Origin of the sequence: Methanosarcina soligelidi, assembly GCF_000744315.1 — an archaeon.
GTDB classification, from domain to species: domain Archaea; phylum Halobacteriota; class Methanosarcinia; order Methanosarcinales; family Methanosarcinaceae; genus Methanosarcina; species Methanosarcina mazei.
Map to the genome: position 1 here is coordinate 943,249 of NZ_JQLR01000001.1, position 21,296 is coordinate 964,544.

The 21,296-nt window shown below is 41.5% G+C and carries 18 protein-coding genes and 1 tRNA gene; 9 read left to right on the forward strand and 10 right to left on the reverse strand.

Annotated elements, in window-relative coordinates:
* The first annotated feature begins 311 nt into the window (after positions 1 to 311).
* Complete coding sequence (locus M886_RS04135) at positions 312 to 722, forward strand: hypothetical protein (protein ID WP_011033295.1); 411 nt, start codon at positions 312 to 314, stop codon at positions 720 to 722.
* A gap of 501 nt (positions 723 to 1,223) precedes the next feature.
* Here M886_RS04135 and M886_RS04145 read toward each other — a convergent pair.
* Positions 1,224 to 2,960 (reverse strand): asparagine synthase-related protein, encoded by a 1,737-nt coding sequence (locus M886_RS04145; protein WP_015411756.1) that lies wholly within the window; start codon positions 2,958 to 2,960, stop codon positions 1,224 to 1,226.
* Positions 2,961 to 3,274: 314 nt separating this feature from the next.
* Here M886_RS04145 and M886_RS04150 point away from each other — a divergent pair, with 314 nt between their 5' ends.
* Both M886_RS04150 and M886_RS04155 read left to right on the forward strand, forming a co-directional pair.
* A complete protein-coding gene (locus M886_RS04150; RefSeq protein ID WP_015411757.1) occupies positions 3,275 to 4,315 on the forward strand; it encodes a methionine synthase in 1,041 nt (346 codons plus the stop codon).
* Between the two features lie 342 nt (positions 4,316 to 4,657).
* Complete coding sequence (locus M886_RS04155; RefSeq protein WP_048038636.1) at positions 4,658 to 5,692, forward strand: methionine synthase; 1,035 nt, start codon at positions 4,658 to 4,660, stop codon at positions 5,690 to 5,692.
* 261 nt (positions 5,693 to 5,953) lie between these two features.
* Here the strand turns inward: M886_RS04155 and M886_RS04160 are convergent, their stop codons facing one another.
* On the reverse strand, positions 5,954 to 6,124 hold the full coding sequence (locus M886_RS04160; RefSeq protein WP_011033300.1) for a ribbon-helix-helix domain-containing protein: 171 nt from the start codon (positions 6,122 to 6,124) through the stop codon (positions 5,954 to 5,956).
* A 303-nt stretch (positions 6,125 to 6,427) separates the two neighbouring features.
* Positions 6,428 to 6,501: transfer RNA gene (locus tag M886_RS04165), tRNA-Lys, on the reverse strand.
* 549 nt (positions 6,502 to 7,050) lie between these two features.
* Here M886_RS04165 and M886_RS04170 point away from each other — a divergent pair.
* The 5 genes from M886_RS04170 (at position 7,051) to M886_RS04190 (ending at position 8,844) form a co-directional block, all read left to right on the forward strand.
* Positions 7,051 to 7,257, forward strand: coding sequence for a TRAM domain-containing protein (locus M886_RS04170; protein WP_011033301.1), 207 nt, complete (start codon positions 7,051 to 7,053; stop codon positions 7,255 to 7,257).
* Positions 7,258 to 7,323: 66 nt separating this feature from the next.
* A complete protein-coding gene (locus M886_RS04175; protein ID WP_011033302.1) occupies positions 7,324 to 7,530 on the forward strand; it encodes a TRAM domain-containing protein in 207 nt (68 codons plus the stop codon).
* 64 nt (positions 7,531 to 7,594) lie between these two features.
* On the forward strand, positions 7,595 to 7,801 hold the full coding sequence (locus M886_RS04180; RefSeq protein ID WP_011033303.1) for a TRAM domain-containing protein: 207 nt from the start codon (positions 7,595 to 7,597) through the stop codon (positions 7,799 to 7,801).
* A 61-nt stretch (positions 7,802 to 7,862) separates the two neighbouring features.
* Positions 7,863 to 8,069 (forward strand): TRAM domain-containing protein, encoded by a 207-nt coding sequence (locus M886_RS04185; RefSeq protein ID WP_011033304.1) that lies wholly within the window; start codon positions 7,863 to 7,865, stop codon positions 8,067 to 8,069.
* Positions 8,070 to 8,415: 346 nt separating this feature from the next.
* Positions 8,416 to 8,844 carry a bactofilin family protein gene (locus tag M886_RS04190; RefSeq protein WP_011033305.1) on the forward strand — a complete coding sequence of 143 codons (429 nt, stop codon included), beginning with the start codon at positions 8,416 to 8,418 and terminating at the stop codon, positions 8,842 to 8,844.
* Positions 8,845 to 8,887: 43 nt separating this feature from the next.
* Here M886_RS04190 and M886_RS04195 read toward each other — a convergent pair whose 3' ends face one another.
* The 3 genes from M886_RS04195 to M886_RS04205 all read right to left on the reverse strand — a co-directional run bounded on the left by M886_RS04195 (position 8,888) and on the right by M886_RS04205 (position 11,598).
* Positions 8,888 to 9,652, reverse strand: coding sequence for an ABC transporter ATP-binding protein (locus M886_RS04195; protein ID WP_048037750.1), 765 nt, complete (start codon positions 9,650 to 9,652; stop codon positions 8,888 to 8,890).
* Positions 9,653 to 9,654: 2 nt separating this feature from the next.
* Entirely contained in the window at positions 9,655 to 10,443 is a 789-nt protein-coding gene (locus tag M886_RS04200; protein WP_011033307.1) for an ABC transporter permease, read from the reverse strand.
* A gap of 165 nt (positions 10,444 to 10,608) precedes the next feature.
* Positions 10,609 to 11,598 carry an ABC transporter substrate-binding protein gene (locus tag M886_RS04205; RefSeq protein ID WP_048037714.1) on the reverse strand — a complete coding sequence of 330 codons (990 nt, stop codon included), beginning with the start codon at positions 11,596 to 11,598 and terminating at the stop codon, positions 10,609 to 10,611.
* A gap of 383 nt (positions 11,599 to 11,981) precedes the next feature.
* Between M886_RS04205 and M886_RS04210 the strand changes: the two genes are divergently transcribed.
* On the forward strand, positions 11,982 to 12,503 hold the full coding sequence (locus M886_RS04210) for a helix-turn-helix domain-containing protein (protein ID WP_048037712.1): 522 nt from the start codon (positions 11,982 to 11,984) through the stop codon (positions 12,501 to 12,503).
* Between the two features lie 112 nt (positions 12,504 to 12,615).
* Here the strand turns inward: M886_RS04210 and M886_RS04215 are convergent, their stop codons facing one another.
* The 4 genes from M886_RS04215 to nrdD all read right to left on the reverse strand — a co-directional run bounded on the left by M886_RS04215 (position 12,616) and on the right by nrdD (position 21,267).
* Positions 12,616 to 16,110, reverse strand: a complete 3,495-nt coding sequence (locus M886_RS04215; protein WP_048050706.1) for an S-layer protein domain-containing protein — start codon at positions 16,108 to 16,110, stop codon at positions 12,616 to 12,618.
* Between the two features lie 174 nt (positions 16,111 to 16,284).
* On the reverse strand, positions 16,285 to 17,298 hold the full coding sequence (thiL, locus tag M886_RS04220; RefSeq protein ID WP_048051636.1) for a thiamine-phosphate kinase: 1,014 nt from the start codon (positions 17,296 to 17,298) through the stop codon (positions 16,285 to 16,287).
* A gap of 748 nt (positions 17,299 to 18,046) precedes the next feature.
* Positions 18,047 to 18,838, reverse strand: coding sequence for an anaerobic ribonucleoside-triphosphate reductase activating protein (locus M886_RS04230; RefSeq protein ID WP_048044558.1), 792 nt, complete (start codon positions 18,836 to 18,838; stop codon positions 18,047 to 18,049).
* A 44-nt stretch (positions 18,839 to 18,882) separates the two neighbouring features.
* Positions 18,883 to 21,267 carry an anaerobic ribonucleoside-triphosphate reductase gene (gene nrdD / locus M886_RS04235; protein ID WP_048050708.1) on the reverse strand — a complete coding sequence of 795 codons (2,385 nt, stop codon included), beginning with the start codon at positions 21,265 to 21,267 and terminating at the stop codon, positions 18,883 to 18,885.
* Positions 21,268 to 21,296 lie beyond the last annotated feature (29 nt).

Below are 21,296 nucleotides of genomic sequence, written 5' to 3' on the forward strand. Positions count from 1 at the left end.
TTTTTCTTTTTTTCTAATTTCTTATTTTTAACTTGTTACCTGATTTAATATCTCCATTTTCTATGTTTTCAATTTATCATCCTTGTTCAGTATCTTAACTCCTTATTTCTAATTTATTATCCCGGCTTAGTATCCTAATTTCTTATTTTTAATTTATTATCTTGATTTGTATGATCCGCTATTTTGATTTTTCTTAGAATACAGATATATAGTAGCAGTAGCAGAATTTTGTATAAAGCGCCTTCTAGAAAAATATAAGATCTCGTATAACGAACTGATATTACTCTACAAATTGCATTGCAGAGATAAATATGATCACAATAAACGAAGCTTTCCGGAAATTCTTAAGCGAACAGGAAGCCTCTTTAAAGCCTGACGCCTTCCTGGATTGTGAGGATGTGATTCTTCTTTATGAAGAATTCCTTGAGCTCAATGCTGAGGACTATCTGTCAGAAGAAGACAAGGCTCTCTGTGCTACCCCGTCTGAACTCGAAAATAGAAATTACTTTGATGTTTGTAGCCCCGAACAAATCAGTTCTGAAGGGATCCATGATTTCCTTGACGACTATGTGATTGAAGTGGGAGGAGGTAAAAAATTCGTCGGGACAGCTGCAAGGGTTCTCCAGTCCTTTTTTGAATGGGCGCTGGAAAAGGGTTACATTGAGGAGAAAGCTTTTGAGGCAAACAGAGAAATTCTTGCAAGGTATAAGAAAAGGCATTGAGTACCCAGATCCGGGAATTTACACAATTTATATTATTTTTTTCTTTTTCCTTTTTTACTGAATAATAGTATTTTTTGCCGTGATGAAGTCTCTGATTGGATATAAGTCTCCACTCGGATATAAATCTCCACTCGGATATAAGTCTCAGCTTTACGGTATAAGGGCAGAACAGATTTTGCTTGAGCCTTTAAATTCCAGGAAGGCATATGATTTTTTTTCTGCATCTGGAACCGGAGAATAAAACTTTTAAATATGCGATACCGGGAGGTGCACCTGCTCACCTTCTCGAATTAAATTACGCAAAATCCTCCTGAAAACATAAGAGACCGAATTTTTCAGAATATGGGATCGAATTATCCAGAAGAAACATTTTTTCTATCAAATACAATGTTTATGCTCCAGCAGGAGCTCATCGATCCCAGGAATTCTCTTAATCTCTATTTTAAAGTTTTTTAGCCATAGTTTTCCTCTTTTCATGTCAGCTATTTAAAAATCAGCTAATTAAAGAGGTCTTTTTACCGGAGAGCCAGCTGGCTTAATAACTTTCTTGCTCCTGGAAGCATAAGTTTCTCCTTTAATGCCTGAAAGGTATTCAAGGGAACTCATCCCATTCACTGTCAGAGGATATTTTTCTTCGTTTCTGTATTCCAGGATTGATTTTAGTAGTGGGTAGTCATCAATATTTTCGTTGTCATATCTTGAAACTTTAATTAGAAGCCTCGAAATAAGAGGATTTTCAAAGTACCTTCCCCATACAGGGTTATTCACTTTTTGATCATAGTAACTGTGAGCGAATGTCCTGTAATGAAGGACTTTTTCATATATTGATCTCTTTTTCAGAGCCTTGAGGTTCAGGAAATCGGTGGTACAGTCAATTTTTTGAAGCATCTCCAGTTCTCCTGAAAACAGGCAGTTTCTGGCATATTTTTTGTAGAGGTTACAGTTTATCCTGTATTCAATCGGTACCCTTAAAAAGAATTCAATCAATTCGGAGTCGCATAATGGAATCCTCCATTCATATCCAAAAAACTCATAAACTCTGACTGAATTGAGGATAAATTTTGCCTGCCTTTCATTGGAATCAAAATATTCGAGTGCATTTGCAAATGTTTCGTTGTCTTTAATTTCAAGTCCTGATATTAATTTGCTTACCCTCTGCTTGAAGACCTTTTCGGGCTCCTGTCCATATGGCCACAGGTTGTAATGTTTTTTCAGAGAGGCTTCCAGGTAAGCTTCTAAATCGAAACTCGCTGAATCGGGAATATAGGTGCCGTATCCCGTATGTCCGGGGACGAATACTGAATTTTCCGGAATTTTCCCCTGGAGCTTTAACTCTTTTACAGTAGGAAAGTCCTGCATGTGCGGGAGAGATGTCAGGTTTGCAGCCCAAATCCGGAACAGGTCCGCTTCTTTTGAATTATAATTTTCACGCCATTTTTTTGCTGTAGATTCTACGAAAATCCACTCATACTCGAGAGCTTCTGCCACATTTTTGCTTATTTCTGACTCCCGGCAACCTTTTCTCCCGTAACTTACACATATGACATCATTAGCTCCAAGCCTCTTCAGCATTGCAACAATGATGCGAGAATCAAGCCCGCCGCTTAGCGGAACAACCAGCGTTTTCCCCTGTTGGCTGGTGCTTTTTACAAGCCTTGAGAAAGCATTTACAAGTGTCCGGTCAAGAATCTCAAGCAATGCATTTTCAGGCAGTTCGTAATAATTCCCGTGTAAAAATTTGAAGTAGCAACAGGACTTCAGAAGCCCGTCATTTTTCTGATAAATTAAAAATTCTGCATTTCTTACCTGTTTTATATCATCAAATAAGGTCTCATTGCCTGTTACATAACCTGCAACCATAAACTCTGCAGCATTTTCCTCATTCAGATGCGGGTTAATTTTATCTTTTAAATAATAGGCACTGTCTGATACAATAAAACTATTTTTTGTTTTTACATAAAACAGAGGAGTGCTTCTTGTTTTATCAACAACACAAAAAATAATATCTTTAGTTTCGGCAACAAGTGCAAATACCCCGTTTAATTTCTCAAGGAAATCTCTCGTTTCCTTTTCCTGTTCCTCTTTACAGATTAATGAAGATATTAACTCAGCAAGCCTTTCCGTACTCAGAAATTCATTCTCCAGAAATACATTTCCTTTTAGATAGCATCTGGCTCCCTTGAGTTTTATTTCTTGCCAGGGATAATACTCATTCAGTAATTTTATTTCAGTTTTCATAACTCAAACCCCCCAAAAACCTGACATCTTAAACAATGTGGTAATTTTAAACTTCTCTGCAGCTCCTGAATTATTTTAACAATTTAAGAGAGAGACCGAAATGTTAAATTTCGAATATGCCTGTTCCGGGCAAAGCTCTTAAAACTCCCTTAAACTCTATACTCTTTGTTACTTTAAATTTATTTTTATATTTATACTGTTAAATATTTTTGTATATTATTCTTTTAAAAGTTTTATTTTATTATCTGTTCCTTAAGTTTATTATTCGGAGTAATTCCAATACTTATAATACTCGATCAATCTTACATACAAATATGCAGGAGATCATTTTTATCGATGGAGGCAGTCTCCCAACACCTAAAGGTTTTACGAGGGAATGGGTGAAAGCTGCAGCCGAGAGCCGAACTGAGGACCAAAAACTCTTTTCTCTGGTAAGTGACGCTTTTCAGAGAAAAATAGACGCTGGAGTTCATGTTCCCACTTATCCGCAGTTTAGAGATATGATAGGACAGTTTCTTGACATTATCAGAGATGAGAAAAACTGTTATGAGCCCTACGTCTTAAAAGAAGAGAACGCAAAAATCCTTGAGCTGGAGATAATTGATGAGGTTGCAAAACAGTACAGAGAAAGGACAGGCAAGACTCTGGAGGTTAGAGTTTGTGTTGCCGGTCCAACTGACCTTTACCTTCAGGCTTTCGGGGCAACGGCTTTCTCAGATGCATACCATATCATGGCTCTGAATATTGAGAACTTCATAAAGCAGGCGTTTAAAGCTGCGAAAAACTTCAAAATTAAGGTTATCGCCCTGGATGAACCAAGCCTTGGAATGAACGATAAAATTCAGTTTTCTGACTTAGATATTGTTTCTGCCCTTACTCTGGCTTCCACTTACGCGCGGAAACAGGGGGCTGATGTGGAGATCCACCTGCACTCTCCTTTAAAGTACAAACTCATTTGCGAGACCCCTATCAACGTTATGGGGTTTGAATACGCTGCAACTCCTTCTTATATAGATCTTATGGACAAAAAAATTCTGGAAGATTCGAATACTTATATAAGGCTCGGGGTCTCACGGACTGATATTTCAAGCCTCATAGGCATGGTTAACGAGACCTATGGAGTTAACGCCTGGAAAGAAAAAGAATATATGCAAAAAATCGTCACGGAACTTGAAACTCCTGATATAATACAAAAAAGGCTTGAAAAAGCCTGCTCTATTCTCGGGGATCGTATAAAATACGCAAGTCCTGACTGCGGGCTAGCATTCTGGCCGGACCAGGATCTTGCTTTCAGATTGCTTGAAAATACGGCAAAAGGCATCAATGCATTTAATGCAGAGATGAAAGACCGCTAATAGCTCCGGAAAATTAACAACCCGGGTAGATGAACAACTCTGGAAAATGGACAATTAAGGCAAATAAACAGCTCGGGTAAATGAACAACTCCGGAAAATGGACAATTAAGGCAAATAAACAGCTCGGGTAAATGAACAACTCCGGAAAATGGACAATTAAGGCAAATAAACAGCCTGGGTAGATGAATAACTCCGGAAGGGGGGCAACTCGAAAAAAATCAACGGATAAACAGATGAATTGTTCTCTTTTGAGAAGATATTCTCATAGTACTTCTCATCTGTTATTTTATAATTTTACTGTCTTTCCAATAATAATAAATTCTTACAGGTATACTAGAGAGCATGAAAGAAATCATCTTTGACGATATAGGAAGCTATCCACTCCCTGAAGGAGTTAGCAGGGAATGGGTACAGAATGCCTTTAAAACGAGAACAGAAGATGAGAAACTTTTTACTGTAATCAATGATGCTTTTCAGCAGAAAATCGATGCAGGCGTAGAAGTTCCTACCTATCCCCAGTATCAGGACATGAACGAGCAGTTCCTGAAGGTTATCCGGGATTCTAACTGTACAGACAGTCCCTTTGAGGTAAAACTGGAGTGCGCAAGGATTGAAGAGCTTGAGGCTATAGAGACGGTAGCAAAAGCCTATAAAGAAAAATTCGGGGAGACCTTAAAGGTCCGTATCTGTGTGACCGGCCCAACCGAACTTTACCTGAAAGAGTTCGGAGGCACCAGGTATACGGATATATACACTCTTTTTGCAAAGAGCATAAACAGGTTTGTCCGGAACTCGATGAAATCTGCAAAACACTTTAAGATCGCAACGGTTTCAATTGACGAGCCAAGCATAGGGCTCAATCCTGAACTTGCCTTCGATGAAAACGATGTTATCTCCGCCCTTACAGAAGCTTCTAAGGCTGCAAGCAAATGGGGAGCTGACGTGGAGATCCATCTTCATTCCCCTCTTTATTACAATTATGCCTGTGAGACCACCACAATCAATGTAATAGGCGTTGAGTCTGCAGGCACTCCTTCTTACCTTGAGCTTATTGACAAAAAGATGCTTGAAGACACCGATTCTTTCCTGAGGATTGGAATTGCAAGAACGGATATCTTTTCCCTTGCTGGAATTCTCAATGAGAAATACTGTACCAACATCTGGAAAGATCAGCAATATATCCCTGAAATCGTTTCGCAGCTGGAAACTCCGGAAGTGATTGAAAAAAGGTTGAAGCTGGCATACAGGCGTTTTGGCAGTCTGATCAAATATGTGGGTCCTGACTGCGGCCTGGGTTCATGGCCTAACCAGAGAATAGCTTTTATCCTGCTTTCAAACGTCGCACAGGGTATCAAAAATTTCAGGGAAAATCTTTAACCCTGAAAACCTTTCTTTTTAGGTCCTCTTTCTTTTTAAGTCTGAAGATTTTTCTTTCAACAACCCGCCGAAAAATCAGAAACTTCTCTGATTATATTATAGTCAACCCTCATTTTTTCCAGAAGAAAATCTGCTACTCCCTGTAAATCTCATAAAATTAGTCTACTGATCCCAGAACACAGTAGAAATAAAGGGGTGGTATTTTTGTAGTTTTTAGTTTAATAAGATTTTTTGTCGGATAGAGTTTCATATGCCAGGGATTCACTCATTAAGCCTACCATGTCTCCTATCAATCTCGTCCATCATATCAAGCATTTTACGAATAGAGGTTCGGATAGCATCCGATTGACTTACAAACTTCTTGTTGTCTCCTACGTGCTTGTTAAGGTCATCAAGGAGTTCCTGAGGGATCTCCACGCTTACTTTTGGCATCAGGGTTGCACTCCATCTTTTCTTCTTTTATTTTTAATTTTTGTCTTTCCTGATTGATAACTCTTCCTTCAGTTCAGGTTTATCTCTCAGGTGATCGAAAAGTAAGAATTCCTCGCAGTGGGAATTCGTTGAATAGTGGGAATTCGTTGAATAGTGAAAATTCATCGAATAGTGGGAATTCGTTGAATAGTGAAAATTCATCGAATAGTAGAAATTCACCGAAAGTGGAAATAATCGAGCATTAAAAGAAAGCATAGAAAAGAGGTATAAAGATAAAAATTGCCAGAAAAAGCTTGAGATCAGCGGGCCCGAAGGGATTTGAACCCCCGGCCTATGGATTAAGAGTCCATCGCTCTGCCTGACTAAGCTACGGGCCCACGCATTATTGTTCTCATTTAATGAGCGACTCTCAGAATGTATTTTCAAATATTTATAGATTGCGCCTATGCAGGCAATTTCCATATTTCTTCATAACCCGAAATCAGAATTTTTTCTGTATTCATCAGAATCTCAAGAAAATTTTACTTTTATGTTAAGGAATCATTTTTTATTGTAATATACAATTTTATTCAGATTAGTTTTATTTTTTATATTAATTATTAATAATTTCTCATTACTTATCCTGTTTTTGAAGTAAGATTCCTGAACTCCGGAAATCAGATTCGGGGTAGTTTCCTAACTTCTCTATTTTTCTTTTTTTGATGAATTAAAGCAAAACGTTATATACAAGCGAATATGAGTATGACCAATTAATTGACTTATCCGAAGCTCTATTGGGGCTTAGTCACTGTAATAGATTAAGTAGAATGTGTACTTCCTGAATTTGGTTTTTCAAGTTTGGCCTGTAAAGTACTGTTTTTACTCTTTTCTGTTCTGTCCATGGAGCTTTAATAAGCTGATTAATAGAAGTCAAAGGAATGAATCTAATGTTTAGAGATGAACGTATTTCTGTGCCCGTTGAAGAGGGTGAAACTTACGACGTAACTATTCAGGATATTGCTCGCCAGGGAGACGGCATTGCCCGTATCGAAGGCTTTGTGGTTTTTGTCCCGAATACCAGTGTAGGCGACGAAGTCCAGATTAAAGTCGAAAGGGTACTTCCGAAATTTGCATTTGCAAGCGTTGTTGAGTAAGTTTGGGTTGAGAGAATAATTACGCAGTATTTTAAATTTTGTTAGTAAATTAAAGGAATGGTTTTCATGTTCAGAGAAGAAAGTCGCCCGGTCCCTGTCGAAGAGGGTGAAGTTTACGATGTTACAATTCAGGACATCGCCCGTCAGGGAGACGGCATTGCTCGTATTGAGGGTTTTGTAGTCTTTGTCCCTAACACCAGTGTTGGTGACGAAGTCCAGATTAAGGTCGAAAGAGTTCTTCCCAAGTTTGCATTTGCAAGTGTTGTCGAGTAACTCAATAAGGGGTATTAAATTAACACTAAAGATTTAACTAAAGTAAATTAAAGGAATGGTTTTCATGTTCAGAGAAGAAAGTCGCTCAGTCCCTGTCGAAGAGGGCGAAGTCTACGATGTTACAATTCAGGATATTGCTCGCCAGGGAGATGGCATTGCTCGCATAGAAGGGTTTGTAATCTTTGTCCCGGGCACTAAAGTAGGCGATGAAGTTCGCATTAAAGTCGAAAGAGTACTTCCCAAGTTTGCATTTGCAAGCGTTGTCGAGTAAGTTTGGGTTGAGAAAACACCTGGTTATACCAAGTTTTAACCTGATTAAAGGAATGGTTTTCATGTTCAGAGAAGAAAGTGGCTCTGTTCCTGTTGAAGAAGGCGAAGTTTACGACGTTACAATTCAGGACCTCGCTCGCCAGGGAGACGGCATTGCCCGCATAGAGGGTTTTGTAATCTTTGTCCCGGGCACCAAAGTAGGCGACGAAGTAAGGATCAAAATCGAAAGGGTACTCCCCAAATACGGTTTTGCCAGCCTTGTTGAATAAACAGGACAATTTAAAAAAGAAAGCAGGCTGAAAAATATTTACTTATAATTTTTCAGTCTTTTTTACTCTTAATTTCAAAATCACACTAATTTCCGGCTTTGAGTATCGCGGAATCACTTTTTCTAGCCGGTCTTTTTTTTCAATTTGATTTTTCTTAGTCCGTACACTATTATTTTGCCGGTTTCTTATTGAGGCTTCTGTTAGTGAACATACGATGATATTATATAATAGATGTTCAATCATACTTTGAAATCCAATTGGCAAAGTTTTTACATAGCCATAAAAGCAAATTGTTTACGGCTTTCTTCAATCGATAGCTGGGGACAGTAACCCGGAGTAATTTCCAATGACGCGCTTTATTAAGTACCACCCCCGGTCCAACACTTACGTGATTGAAAAAAGGGCTTTTCTGGAAGAAGACCTTACACTGGACGGCAACGTTATTGTCGGACCGGAAGTAAAGTTCTGGAAAAATCTCACCGTATCAGGCAGACTTGAACTCGGGAAAGGTTCTATTGTTCAGGGCAACGTGAAAGCTGGAAGTGCCATTATCTGTGCAGCAGCAAAAGTTCTGGGTAATATAGAAACAGTATCCGAACTTGTTCTTCTTGACAGGGCAAGGATAAATATTGCAGTCTGTGGAGGAGATATTCGTGTGAGGCCTGGCTGTTCTCTTGGTTCAGTAAAAGCGGGAGGAACTCTTGAGCTTGTTGGAAAAGTTGCTGTAAAAAGAGTGGAGCCGTTAACAAAAGTAATTATTAGAGCCGAAAAATAATTTTCGGCTCGTTCAAAACTCGTTTTTCATTTTTTCCAGTAACTTACCTGGTAAACCTTTCTTCTTCCAGAAGTTTGAGGATGTGATCCCTCAGGCGGTTTACTTCCGGACTGGTTCGGCTTCTAGGGCGGGGGATTTCCACTTTTACGATTTCCTTTATCCTTCCCGGCCTTGAAGTCATAACTATTATTCTGTCAGAGAGGACTACAGCTTCATCCACGCTGTGAGTTACAAAAAGGAATGTTACATGTTTTTGTTCCCATATCTTCAGGAGCTCGTCCTGAAGTACGTTCCGGGTCTGAGCGTCAAGAGCTCCAAAAGGTTCATCCATGAGGAGCACCTCAGGCTCGTTAGCAAGGGCTCTTGCAATAGCAGCTCTCTGCTGCATACCTCCTGACAGCTCATGAGGATAGCTGTTTTTAAATTGCTCCAGGCCTACAAGTTCCAGGTATTTTTCAACCTGCTTTCGAGCTCTGGTCTTATCAATTCCCTGCATTTCCAGACCAAAAGTAATATTGTCTATAACGGTTCTCCAGGGAAACAGAGAGTATTGCTGGAAAACCATACCTCTTTTTGGGTCAGGACCTGTTATGGGAACTCCATTGAGTGTGATTTCTCCTGAGGTAAGGGTCTCAAGGCCTGCAGTTATTCTAAGCAGTGTTGTCTTCCCGCAGCCTGAAGGCCCGAGGAGGCAGATAAACTCTCCATCCTGCACATCAAAACTTATATTATGCAGAGCTTCGGTTCCGGACCCATCTTCTTTTTTGGTGAAGATGCGTGAAACGTTTTTTACACTTACTCTACCCATTTTTACATCACAGTCCCTGACTTCCATCTGAGAAGTTTTTCATCTACATAGTATCTGAAGAAACGGTCTATGAAAAGACCTATGAACCCCAGCAGGAGCATATATACAAGCACGAAATCCATTCTGTGCAGGTAATAATTGTGCCATATCTGGTAACCAAGCCCTCTATTGCTTACTCCAAACATCTCTGCTGCTACAAGGCACATCCAGCCTACACCCATTGCAATCCTTATCCCTGCAGCAATCGAAGGCATAGCTGAAGGGATCGCAATATAGCGGATGAGGTCTATATTACGTGTACAGCCAAGAACCTTTGCTGCCTCAACATAGACTCGTGGAACGTTCTTAAAACCAGTGTAGGTATTAATAATTATTGGGAAGATCATCCCTGCAAACACAACGAAACCTGCTGCCTGATGTGTAAGCCCGAACCATACTATTGCAAAAGGGATCCAGGCAAGAGGAGGGATCGGACGCAGGATTTCTATTATAGGGTCGATTGCCCTGTTTGCCGTTTTAAACCATCCCATGATTATTCCAAGAGGAATACCAAGTATAAAAGCAGCTGCAATACCAATTGAGAAATGGAGTAAACTTGTCAGGGTATCCGTATAAATTAGTCCATTTTTAACAATCACGGTAAAAGAGTTTACCACATCATAAAAACTTGGCAGAAGCAGTTTGTTCTGTACAATTCTATCCGCTACAAGTTGCCATATGGCAACCGCGATTACAAGAGATAATGCTTCAATGCCTTTTTCTTCGATTGTTTTTATGAAATTAATTTTCATGTCTTATTAAAAGGATTCTTAGTTTTTTATCTTTCCGGCAGTTTTCTGTTTTCAGGATGGTTAAAGTTCAAAACTGCCCCTTTTATATTTGGGGCAGCTTAACATATCAAATAATTTATTTAATTGTTCCTTTTATTTTTCACTTCATCTGTTCTATTTCTTCTTTTATTCTTCACTTACTGCTTTTTCGTAGAAGCTTGTGTCAAATATTTCTTCTTCTGTCAGAGGCTTCTGGGTGTAATTAAGTTCATACTGGATATTTGCATATTCAACAGTTGAATCTTTAATCAGTTCAGGGTCTGTTATCCAGGTTCCATCCCATTCCTCAAGAGATTTCTTTATAACTTCTACATTCTCTGTGGTTTTGTTTGAGTAGATCTGGGCAGCTTCACCCTGGTTTTCCAGATTATATTCGGTTGCTTTAATGTGGGTCTTTACAATCTGTTCCACGACATCAGGGTGGTCTCTGATAAGTTTTCCGCTAATAAGAAGCACACAGCAGGCATGGTTCGGACTCATCTCTCCAGATTGTACAATTGTACGCCCATTGCCTTCAGCTTCGATTACAGAAGGTGAGGGATGCGGCAGGAAGACAGCATCGACCTGTTTGGCTGAAATAGCGGTGACAGCGTCTCCAGGAGCCATCCCAAGAATTTTTACATCTGTCTCAGGATTGAGCCCGTTATTCTTAAGCCAATCTCTGATCAGGGTGTCCTGGATTGTTCCTGGCGGGAAGGTAGCAATACTGAGCCCTTTCAGATCTTCAGGGCTTTCATACTCGTGCTCAGGCCTGAGAACAATGCTTGAACCATTTATCTGTACAGGTTCAACAATCTTTGCATCAAGACCCTGGCTGAGGGCTGTAATAGCAGGGGCTGCTCCAACATAAGCTACATCCAGGCTTCCAGCCATCATAGCCTGCATTTCCGGAGCGCCTGTAGGAAACTGATATTCATTTATTTTTGTGATCCCGTAAGGTGCAAGATCTTCCTGCCACCACCCTTTCTCATAGGCAGTCATATATGCAATCTGATGCGTACTCGGCTGGTAGCCGATGTTCAGTTCAGTAATTTCATCTTCATTATCAGCACAGCCAGATACGAAGATAGATGCGATCAGCAGTAAAGCAAGTATAAGTATGCTTGATTTTCTCAAAACTTCACCTCAATAATTGCCTCTTCTTACACTATAGATCTACCTGCTAAATAAGATCTACTGGGATAGGGTTCTCTTCAGGAAAATCTTGCAGATTTTTCACTTTCTTTTTGCTGGCTTTTTTTACATTTATTCAAAAAGCCATCCCCTCCCATCCTTTCATTTTCTCATTGAAAGAAGAATCACCGTGAAAATAGAGATTAACCTCTTACGTGTTAATATTGTCTGAAATTTGCTATATATACTTTCTCAAATGCCTTTCTATTATAACCCAAATGTATTAATACTTCTGGATATATTTCTCATTTAGGAATAAAAACTCCTGTAAAACGTAAATTCTCAATATTTGTCAAAATCTTTTACAGGATCAGAGGTTGAATTTAATGAATGTTGCAGACAAGGTCATCAAATCCGCATTTGAGTCCGACGAAGTGTTTCAGAAAACACTTTCCGCTGTTATTAAGGAAGACCTTAACCTGACTGCAGTGGATTTTGCGAAAAAGGCGAACATCCCCCCGAGCACCCTCTATAAGATCCTATCGGGTAACCGGGACCCTAACATAAAAACCCTTCGTCAGATTGTAAAAACTATCCGTGATATTAAGGAATCAGATAGTGGAGAATTTATCGCTGTAATTGCAGCCAGATCCGTACTTGACAATATCGTGGAAACAAAGAAAAAGATCGGTGGCAGGCTTGTCACCATCAGGGAATACTCGGCAACATCTATGGAAGATGCAATTATCTCTGCTGTAAATGCCGAAAGGGACGGGGCAAAAGCCCTGGTCTGCGCTCCTATCGTAGGTCCTACAGTGGAAAAAATCCTTAACATCCCGGTTACAACCATAGCTCCGAAGAACAGTCTGATAGATGCTATTGAGCGCGCGCTCAAGAAAATGGAATAAAAAGAGTGATTTTAAACATTGCTTTTAAAAATAGAAAAGAAACCCGCGTTTTTATTTAACGCGGGAAATTTAAACTTTTTTTTATCTGGACTTTTCTCTGCTTTTTATCGTTTCATTTTTTCAGGTTTGCTGATTTAACGAGTTCGTCTACCTTGGCCTGGAGAGTTGCCACAGTCCAGCCTCCCTTGGTAAACATGTATGCTATCCCGCCGACCAGTAGCAGGATAATACCTAGCAGGACGTAAAGCAGAGCAGAAGACTTTTCTTTTACCGTATAGGTAGTTTCCTGATCCGCTATTTTTACGCTATACTCGCCTGGAGTTTCTTCGCTGTGTTCGAAGGTTAATGTTATGCTTTCTCCCACATCAAGAGCAATCTGCTGGGAATCAACCGAGGTGTCGTTAACAAACAATTCCACATTATATTCCCCTGCAGCATTACCTTCGTTTGTGGCGTCAACAGTGATCTTTGCTTCCTTTCCGGCTCTGACCTCTATCGGGTCGACCACCAGGTTGGAGAACTTGAAGATAGCTTCATAGTCTTTTACGTCAACATCAACGCTTTTTTCAAGGAAGCCCTCTGCGGTAGCACTTATCTTGAGTTTACCGACTTCTTCTGTAGCATATGTGAACTTTCCGTCAGAGCCGGTCTTTCCAGCAGCAGTGCCGTCTATAGAGATATTTACATTCTCAATCGGGTTTCCTCCTACTGTCCTTAAGGCCTCTATTGTGATTGTGTCTCCCACATATACCGTTTCAGGAGTGATATTGAGGCTCATTTTCTCTTTCGGAGGAATAACTTTCATGTTCTTGTTTGCTGTAGTATACCCATCTTTCTCTGCGGTGATCTTGAAGGTTCCTTCTTCTTCAGCTGTGTACTCGACAATTCCATCTGCATTTGTCTTGCCCAGGCTGGTTGTATTGACCTTTACTGTAATGCCTTCAATTGGATTATCAGCTGCAGTTACTTCGATATTGATGGTATCGCCTATTATGACTTCACCAGGCAGGTTGATCTTAAGTTCTCTGCTGGAGTTACTTTCAGTCTCAACCTCAACGAAGGGGTAGAACCTGAGAGTTTTGTCGTCAGCTGTCTTGAACTTGACATCACCCATAACATCGACTGTTTCGTCTTCACCAAGCCCGATGCTATCTTCATTCTTCATTGTGATGCTGTCTGACGAGACACTGGTGATCTCCATCTCATCGAAGGTGTCTCCACTGTTAATTTCGATGTACTCATCCGAGATCTGGAAGATTCCCTCTATGAAGACAGCAGAGGTCTCTGTGCCTGCAAAAACCGTGCCGAAATGGACAATGATTACGGGTATATCTTCTGCTTCTCCCAGTTCAGTTTCGTAGACGTAGTCAGCTCCTGAAGTGATGAAATCGTCATCTACTACATCTCCATCCTTTTCAAGCTGGACCCAGACGCTATTTCCATTAATGTCCACTTCCAGGATGTTCAGTGAATAGCCTTCTTCAAGTTCAAAGGAGTCTCCTGAGTACATGGACCGTTTATCATCGCTGTCTGTAAGGACTTCTGAAAGGACACTGTCCGAAAGAAGGCTCACATCGTCAATTTTTCCTCCAACGGCACCCTCGGGGTATCCTGCAAAGTATTTCTTTGCCATGAAACCTACAACTGTGAAATTGCCCCAGGATTTGTGTTCAAATTGAACGGGCTGAGGTTTGGATGTGTAGACCAGTGCTCCATCTGGAATAGTCCTGTCCTTCAACTCTTTAATTTCCAGCTGTTCGGTTCCTATTCCCTCATCTATGCTGTAGTAAAAGCCTTCAAAGTTAAGGGGGGTCCAGGTTGGAAGGGAGTCTCCATCGACATCCTTATCATAAACAGTCCCGCGCAGTTCATAAATTCCTTCTTCAGAGGTGTCAAGTATCGGGGCAAAGCGCAATGTACTGTCGTCAGCTACCTGAATCTGTATCTTGCCCATAAGGTCGATTGTGTCACCTTTGTCAAGGCTTATATCGTCCTCATTTTTCATTTTTATTTCATTGCTGCTGAGGGAGGTCACTTCCATTTCCCCGAAGGAATCTCCACTTGCAAGCTCCACATAAGTGTCAGATACCTGGAAGATACCCTGTATGAAGACAGCAGAGGTCTCTGTGCCTGCGAAAACCGTGCCGAAATGGATTATGATTACTGGTACGTCTTCTGCCTCTCCGACTTCGGTTTCATAAACATAGTCCTGACCGGAGGAAATGAAATTGTCATCTACCACATCTCCATCCTTTTCAAGCTGGACCCAGACACTATTACCATTAACATCGACTTCAACAATGTTCAGTGCATATCCATCTTCAAGTTCAAAGGAATCTCCTGAATATGCGGACGCTTTGTCATCGCTGTCAATCAGGATCTTGGCAAGTACACCATCTGATATCAGGCTTACATCGTCCACACTTTCAATTGTAGTGTTATCATTGTAGCCTGCAAAGTATTTCTCTGCCATGAACCCTATTATCTGGTATGAACCCCAGCCTTTGTACTCAAAGTCGGTTTCAGTAGGCCTTGTAATGTACTCGATGTTTCCGGAATCTATATTTCTGCCTATATCCTTGATGGTCATCTCTTCAGAAGACACTCCGGAAGCAAGGTCGTAATAGAAGCCCGAATAACTCTGGGCATTCCAGGTATATGTTCTGGATAACCCAAGGCCTTCATCCCAGATCCTGTTCCCGCTTGAATAATATTTGGACTGGACTGTTACGTTCCATGTCTTTGTCACTGCATCATAATTGCCGCTGGGATCAGTGACCACTGCTTTAAGTGTATAGGAGCCTGAATTGCTCTCCTTGAATTCATATAACGATGAGGTCACACCGTCTTGAGTTTTCCTGGACGATGTTTCATCATTGACAAACCATTCCACTTTTATGTTCTGGCTGTTTGTGGAATTAACATAGAAATTCCTGGTCTCTCCCTGAGATACTTCAACTTTTCCTTCTGCAGGATTGACCTCTACAGGAACCCCATTTGTTGAAGAACCTACTGTCCATGTCCAGGATTTTGGTTCTGCAGCTCCATTAGAGTTCTGTGCTCTTACTTCAAGTGTGTATGTGCCTGCTACTGCAGAACTGTTTGTATATGAAGACTCAACAACAGACGCATTTGTGTAAAGGAAATTTCCATTAAGGTACCATGACATATCGGCTGCCGGCTCTACAGTCGCAGTGAATGTTCTTGATTCTCCTACATTACCGCTGACACTTGACGACGAAGGGTTAGATAAAGTGATAACCGGTACTCCTGGTGTACTTTCAACATTCCAGGATGCTATTTGCCCTGCACCGTCTATGGAAGCTGTCACCTGGTACGAGCCAGTCTGGATAACATGATTGAGAGTTGCGATGTTGCCGTCACCAGTGGGTATTGTTGTGGACGTGCTATTTTCAGTCCATATAACGCTGGCTGTTTCGTTTAAAGGAATGGTGAATGTTTGAGTTGCTCCCACCGTCCCTGTAACAGTAGAATTCTGTGAGGGGGTAATCTCTCCTATTACAATCGGAACTGCGCCTGCAGTCCCACAGAATAATAGTCCCAGCACCAGAATTGCTGTAAATATTTGTAGACCATCTTTTTTCATATTCTATCCTTCTGAACCTTGTGCATAAATTATATAATTATTAATCAGTCAATTCAGCCTGAAGTTCTGTCTATTTTTATGGTAGTATAAGCCTTCCAGTCTTTATTTCTTAATTTTTTCTTTCATTTCAGGCTTTTAATATATGGGGGGATTAACGTCAGTTATTCAGGAAAGCTAATCAGCCGTTTCGGCTTTTAGCTGCTGGTATCCCAGCTGTTTTATAGCTGTCAGCCTGCATTCCGGGGATTCAAGCATGATACCAGTTTCATACTCTGTGCATTCCCCTATGATAGTCAAGTTACATATATTTTGTACTTTTTTTAGGCGTTCCGGATTAATTGTAAAAATAAGTTCGAAGTCTCCGCCTGTATAAAGTGCAAATTCCAGAAGTTCTTCTGGACCTGAGGCAAACTTCCTGACTTCCGGGAGAATTGGAAGGGTATTTTCCCGAATTTTAAATCCTGTTTTACTCTGCTTGGAAAGGTCGTAAAGAGACATAGCAAGTCCGTCACTCGTGTCCATCATGGACGTGACCGCGCCCGACTCAGCAAGCTGTTTAGCTTCCCTTGTACGTGGGATCGGTTCAAAAAGAGCTTTCAGGACGTTTTTACTCACCGGTTTTTTTAACTGGACCGCTTTAAGGGCAGCTCCGGCTGATCCTGCATATCCCGTAACACAGACAAGGTCTCCGGGTTTTGCCCCTTTTCGAAGGAGGAGCTGACTTTTTTTAACTCTTCCCAGGGCTGTCCCTGTAATTGTCAGCTCGGCATGGGTATCAAGGTCGCCTCCTATAACAGAAGTCCCGCAGAACGCGGCACATGCCTGTATTCCTTTTGCAAGCTCTTCGACAAAAACGATTTCGGTATCCGAAGGCATGCCTATTGCCATTACCAGCCCTGTGGGCTCTGCACCCATGGCAGCTATATCGCTCAGGTTTACGGCTGCAGACATCCAGCCCATCTGCCAGGGGGTCATCCCTTCAGGAAAATCTGTGGTCATGTGCAGCATGTCAGTAGTAACAACCAGGTAGTCTTCACCTTTCAGGTCAAGGACAGCGCAGTCATCAGAACCGGCACCTATAAGGACTTCTTCCTGTCTTCTTTCCTCTCCATCAGGGGCATTGAAAATCTCAGATAAGCGGGAGATTAAAGCACGCTCTCCGATTGAAGACACTTTTGTTTCTTTCATGGTCATTTTTTAGAAGCGATTACTTCCTATTTCTTTTTTGTAGATGTTTTCCCTTTTTTGGGCTAAGATTGACTGAGTCAATCTCCTTTATTTAATTTTTGTAACCCTGAAAGTTACACAAAAATTTTGTGGCAACTGTAAAGGATTTTTCGATATCTATCGAATATACAGCAAGAATATATCGGATATACAGCAAGAATATTAATGAATGTACTCTGGAAAACGCTCCAGGATATCAGTCCTTTCTCTCTTCGGAACCCGGATATAAGCAGGGGTTTACAGGGGTTGAATCAATTTCTTTTTATTTTCCACATGTATAAGACTTTTGTAAACTTCAAATCAATTTGAACCTATAACCTGTTTTTCCTGACTTTCTTCCTGGACAATTTTTCCTGTAAAAAAAGTGTAATAAAACTGTACAAAAGATAAAATTGATCAGTTTTAAATAAATTCCTGAAAATAGAAACTAAATAGTTAAAAAGTGCCAGCAGAATGCTAATAAAAATGCCGGTGTTATCTTTTCGGCAGGATTCAATAGTAAATTCTGCTAAAGCAATCAATTTCCGGTAAACTCTGCTAAAGTAGTCAATTTCCGGTAAACTCTGCTAAAGTAGTCAATTTCCGGTAAATTTTGCAAATCATTCCGTAATTTCGCTAAAGTAGCCAGTTATCGTTTTAACTATAATGGTTTGGCCCGGAATATTGTTTGATAATAGCCTGAATAAAACTGCTTGATGGTTTCGACAAATCAAACAACTTCTTCGCCTTCTTCTTTTGTTCTTATTCTTACTTTTTTCAGGTGGCTCTTTGCTATTTTTCCAAGCTCAAAAAGTTCTTCCCTTCCCAGAACTCTGATATCTCTTAGATTTTCCTGAAGGCTGTGTTCCGGGATACCCTGCTGCAAAACATAGGTGACGTCTTTATTTTTCACGTTTTCCGAGATCCAGGTCACAATCCGGGAAATTTCCTCCTCGTCTCCTATAAAGTCTCTGAAGACGGTTGTTCTGAGTTCAAACTCCAGCCCGCTGGCGTCTGCAGTCTTAATAGTTTTTGCGACGGCTGCAGTAATCTTCTCAGGCGTTCTTGAAGGGGAAATGTCCGTTTCTCCACTTTCATAACCTGCAACCTTTCCATAGAGCTCGGGATCGTCGAGGGGAGCTTTTACATCAATAAAAAACTTGTCAACAAGTTTTCTTTCGATAAGTTCGGCTGCCCTTTCAGGGTAGCAGCCGTTTGTGTGAATCCCCACGGAAAGCCCGAGATTCTTTGCAAACTCAGCAAGGTCCACGATACCTGCCTGCATAAGAGGTTCCCCTCCCGAAAAAACAACTGCACTTACAAAAGGCTTTGAGCTTTTAATTTTTTCTTCCACAAATTCAAGTTCTACAAGTCCGGTTCCCTCAAGATACGGATGGTTCTGGCAGTAAGGGCAGCGTAGAGGGCATCCTCGAAAAAAGATAGTGACTGCAGACCTTCCTGTCCAATCAAGGGTTGAAAGAGGGACGATACCTGCGTAATTTACTCTCATAGCAGTTCCCATTTTTATATTCCCAGCTTATTTGTGTAAAAAAGAGCCGGGAGAACTCATCTGAGCTCCCTTGTACCGTATCTTTTCCTGTCCCTGAGTTCCTGGCGCTTGCCCCTGTTCCAGCCTTCTACGGACTGGAGATATCCAGTAATTCTTGAGAGGTGCTGAACATTTCCGGACCCGCATTTAGGGCATCTGTCCAGCAGGCCGGTTGCTACATACCCTTCATCAGTGCACACGGTCATGTCCCTTGTGAAGGCAAAGTAACCTGTTTGTGTGTTCTTTGCTATATGCATAGCAAGCTCCTGCAGGCCGTCGGGATCGGGCTTTCCTTCTCCAAGCCAGATATGCATAATATTTCCTCCGTCAACTATCGGGAAGAAAGTATGCTCATACTTTATCCTTTCAGGCAGGGAGACATCAGCCCCTGGCGGTATATGGGTACCATTGGTATAGTAAATCGGCAGGTCGCGGGTCTCGTTAAACTCCTTCATTGCGGTTTTCAGGTCCCCTTTAATCGTGAGCTTTGCTTTGTCAGCATATTCCCTGTGCAGGAGGTCAGACACTGCAAAGCGCTGGGCTGTAGTTTCTGCCGGAGTCCTTGCAAGGGCAATTTCCATGCCGTTTTCTTTCGAAAGCTTCTGGGCATGCATCTTCATTTCGAACATAACCCTGATAGCAAACTTGTACGCAACAGGGGACTCATGTATCTGGTAGCCTGTATGGTACTGGACCATCTCATTGATTCCCACAACCCCTATTGTATATACAAGGCTGTCAAAGTCCACAGCCATTGCTCCTTTTTCCCCGTTATTCGGGTCTTTGGGGCACTGAGCTGCAAAGGGAATTCTGTTTTTCTTTATCAGGCTGTTCATCCATTTTCTTTTGATTTTGAAGACTTCCATACCTCTGTTCATCAGATTCTTGAGTTCTGTGAACAGCTTCTCATCATCATATTCAGCCCTGTATGCAGCTCTCGGGCAGTTTAAAGACAGGACCATCCACGAGCCCATTGAAAAGTGCTTTCCATCCCTGAAGTGCAGCTTGTCATCAAATTCCTTATCATCGGTGGGGTTTGCAGAGAACTGGTAAGCACAGCACTGGTAACATGAAATTCCTTCTCCTGCTCCTCTGTATTCGGGAAGCTGGTTATCAAAGTAAGGGGTCCCGAATTTGGCAGCCAGTTCAAAGGTCAGCCTGTAAAGTTCTTTATAAGTTGGAAGTTCAGGGTGATCCCTGTTGAAATCTTCGTCTTCTTCCATAAAGTCGGGTTCGAGAGAAATCTCAGGCTTGGGGAAACTGAAAGGTTTGCCCCAGGCATCTCCTTCAAGCATAACATCCATAAGAGCCTTAAATCCGAGGCGAACTTCTGTTTCGAATTCGCCGTATGTCCTGAGAGGTGCCTGCTTTCCGTCCCAGACCTTGCCCATGGCAACAACCGGGATATTTTTCCAGAGCTTCGGGACACCGGGGGAAAGCTGGACTGAGGAGAAAACAGTCTGTCCGCCTCTTGCACACATCATCTGCATCATTTCATAAACGAACATCTGCATAAGCTGTTTGATCTCATTCCCGGATTTGCCTTCCAGATAGGGTGCAATAAAAGTCAGGAAATTGTAAAATCCCTGCCCGCCTGCAAAGTTAGTCTGAGCTGAGCCCATTGCCTTAACCGCATGAAGGAAAGCTACCTCTGCATTCTTTGCGGGTTTTGCAACACTTGACTGTGTGCCCACTCCATCAGGCATGAGCCCATAGTAGAAGAAGTATCGAAGGTCCCAGTCCTGGCAGAAAGGCCTTGTGCCCATGTATTCAAGGTCATGGATATGGAAGTCGCCGTTTAAGTGCAGGTCTGAAAGCTCTTTTGGCATCAGGAGAAGGTTTTGCTCTTTGGACATTTTATCGGCTTTTCTCTTGTGGGACGTCTCGGCATTGTTCAGCTGGTTTGCATTGTCGTTTGCCCCGAAGCCGTATCCTGAGTCGATTTCATAAGCATCGTAGACGGATGCCCCGACTCTTGTCATTATGTTTCTCCATTCCACATGCCCCCTGTCAAGCAGAATATTGTTTACTATTTCCCGTATAAGAGGGCCTGATAGGAACTTGATATTCATTTTTCGGATGATTTTTTCAGCTTCTTTTGCAATGTCAATGGCTTCTTCTTTTGTGATTGCGGGCTTGCTGTAAAAGATCTCGCTCAATTTTGTTTCTTTCAGAAGCTGGCTTACAATGATATTCCTGTCCCAGTTGAGAATGAAACCTTCTGTTGTCCTGACTTTGGGGAGGGGGGAGACAGACAGCCCATCAAGTGTCTTCTGCACGGGCTGGTTGTCAGATAACTGGTCATTTTTAGGGAGGGAAGAGATAGAAAGCCCGGTAAGTGCCTTTCGCACTGGCTGGCTGTCAGACAATTCGTCATCGGTTAAGAAAATCTCGCCTGTCATTTTCTCATCTTCGGTAATCGGTTAATGAT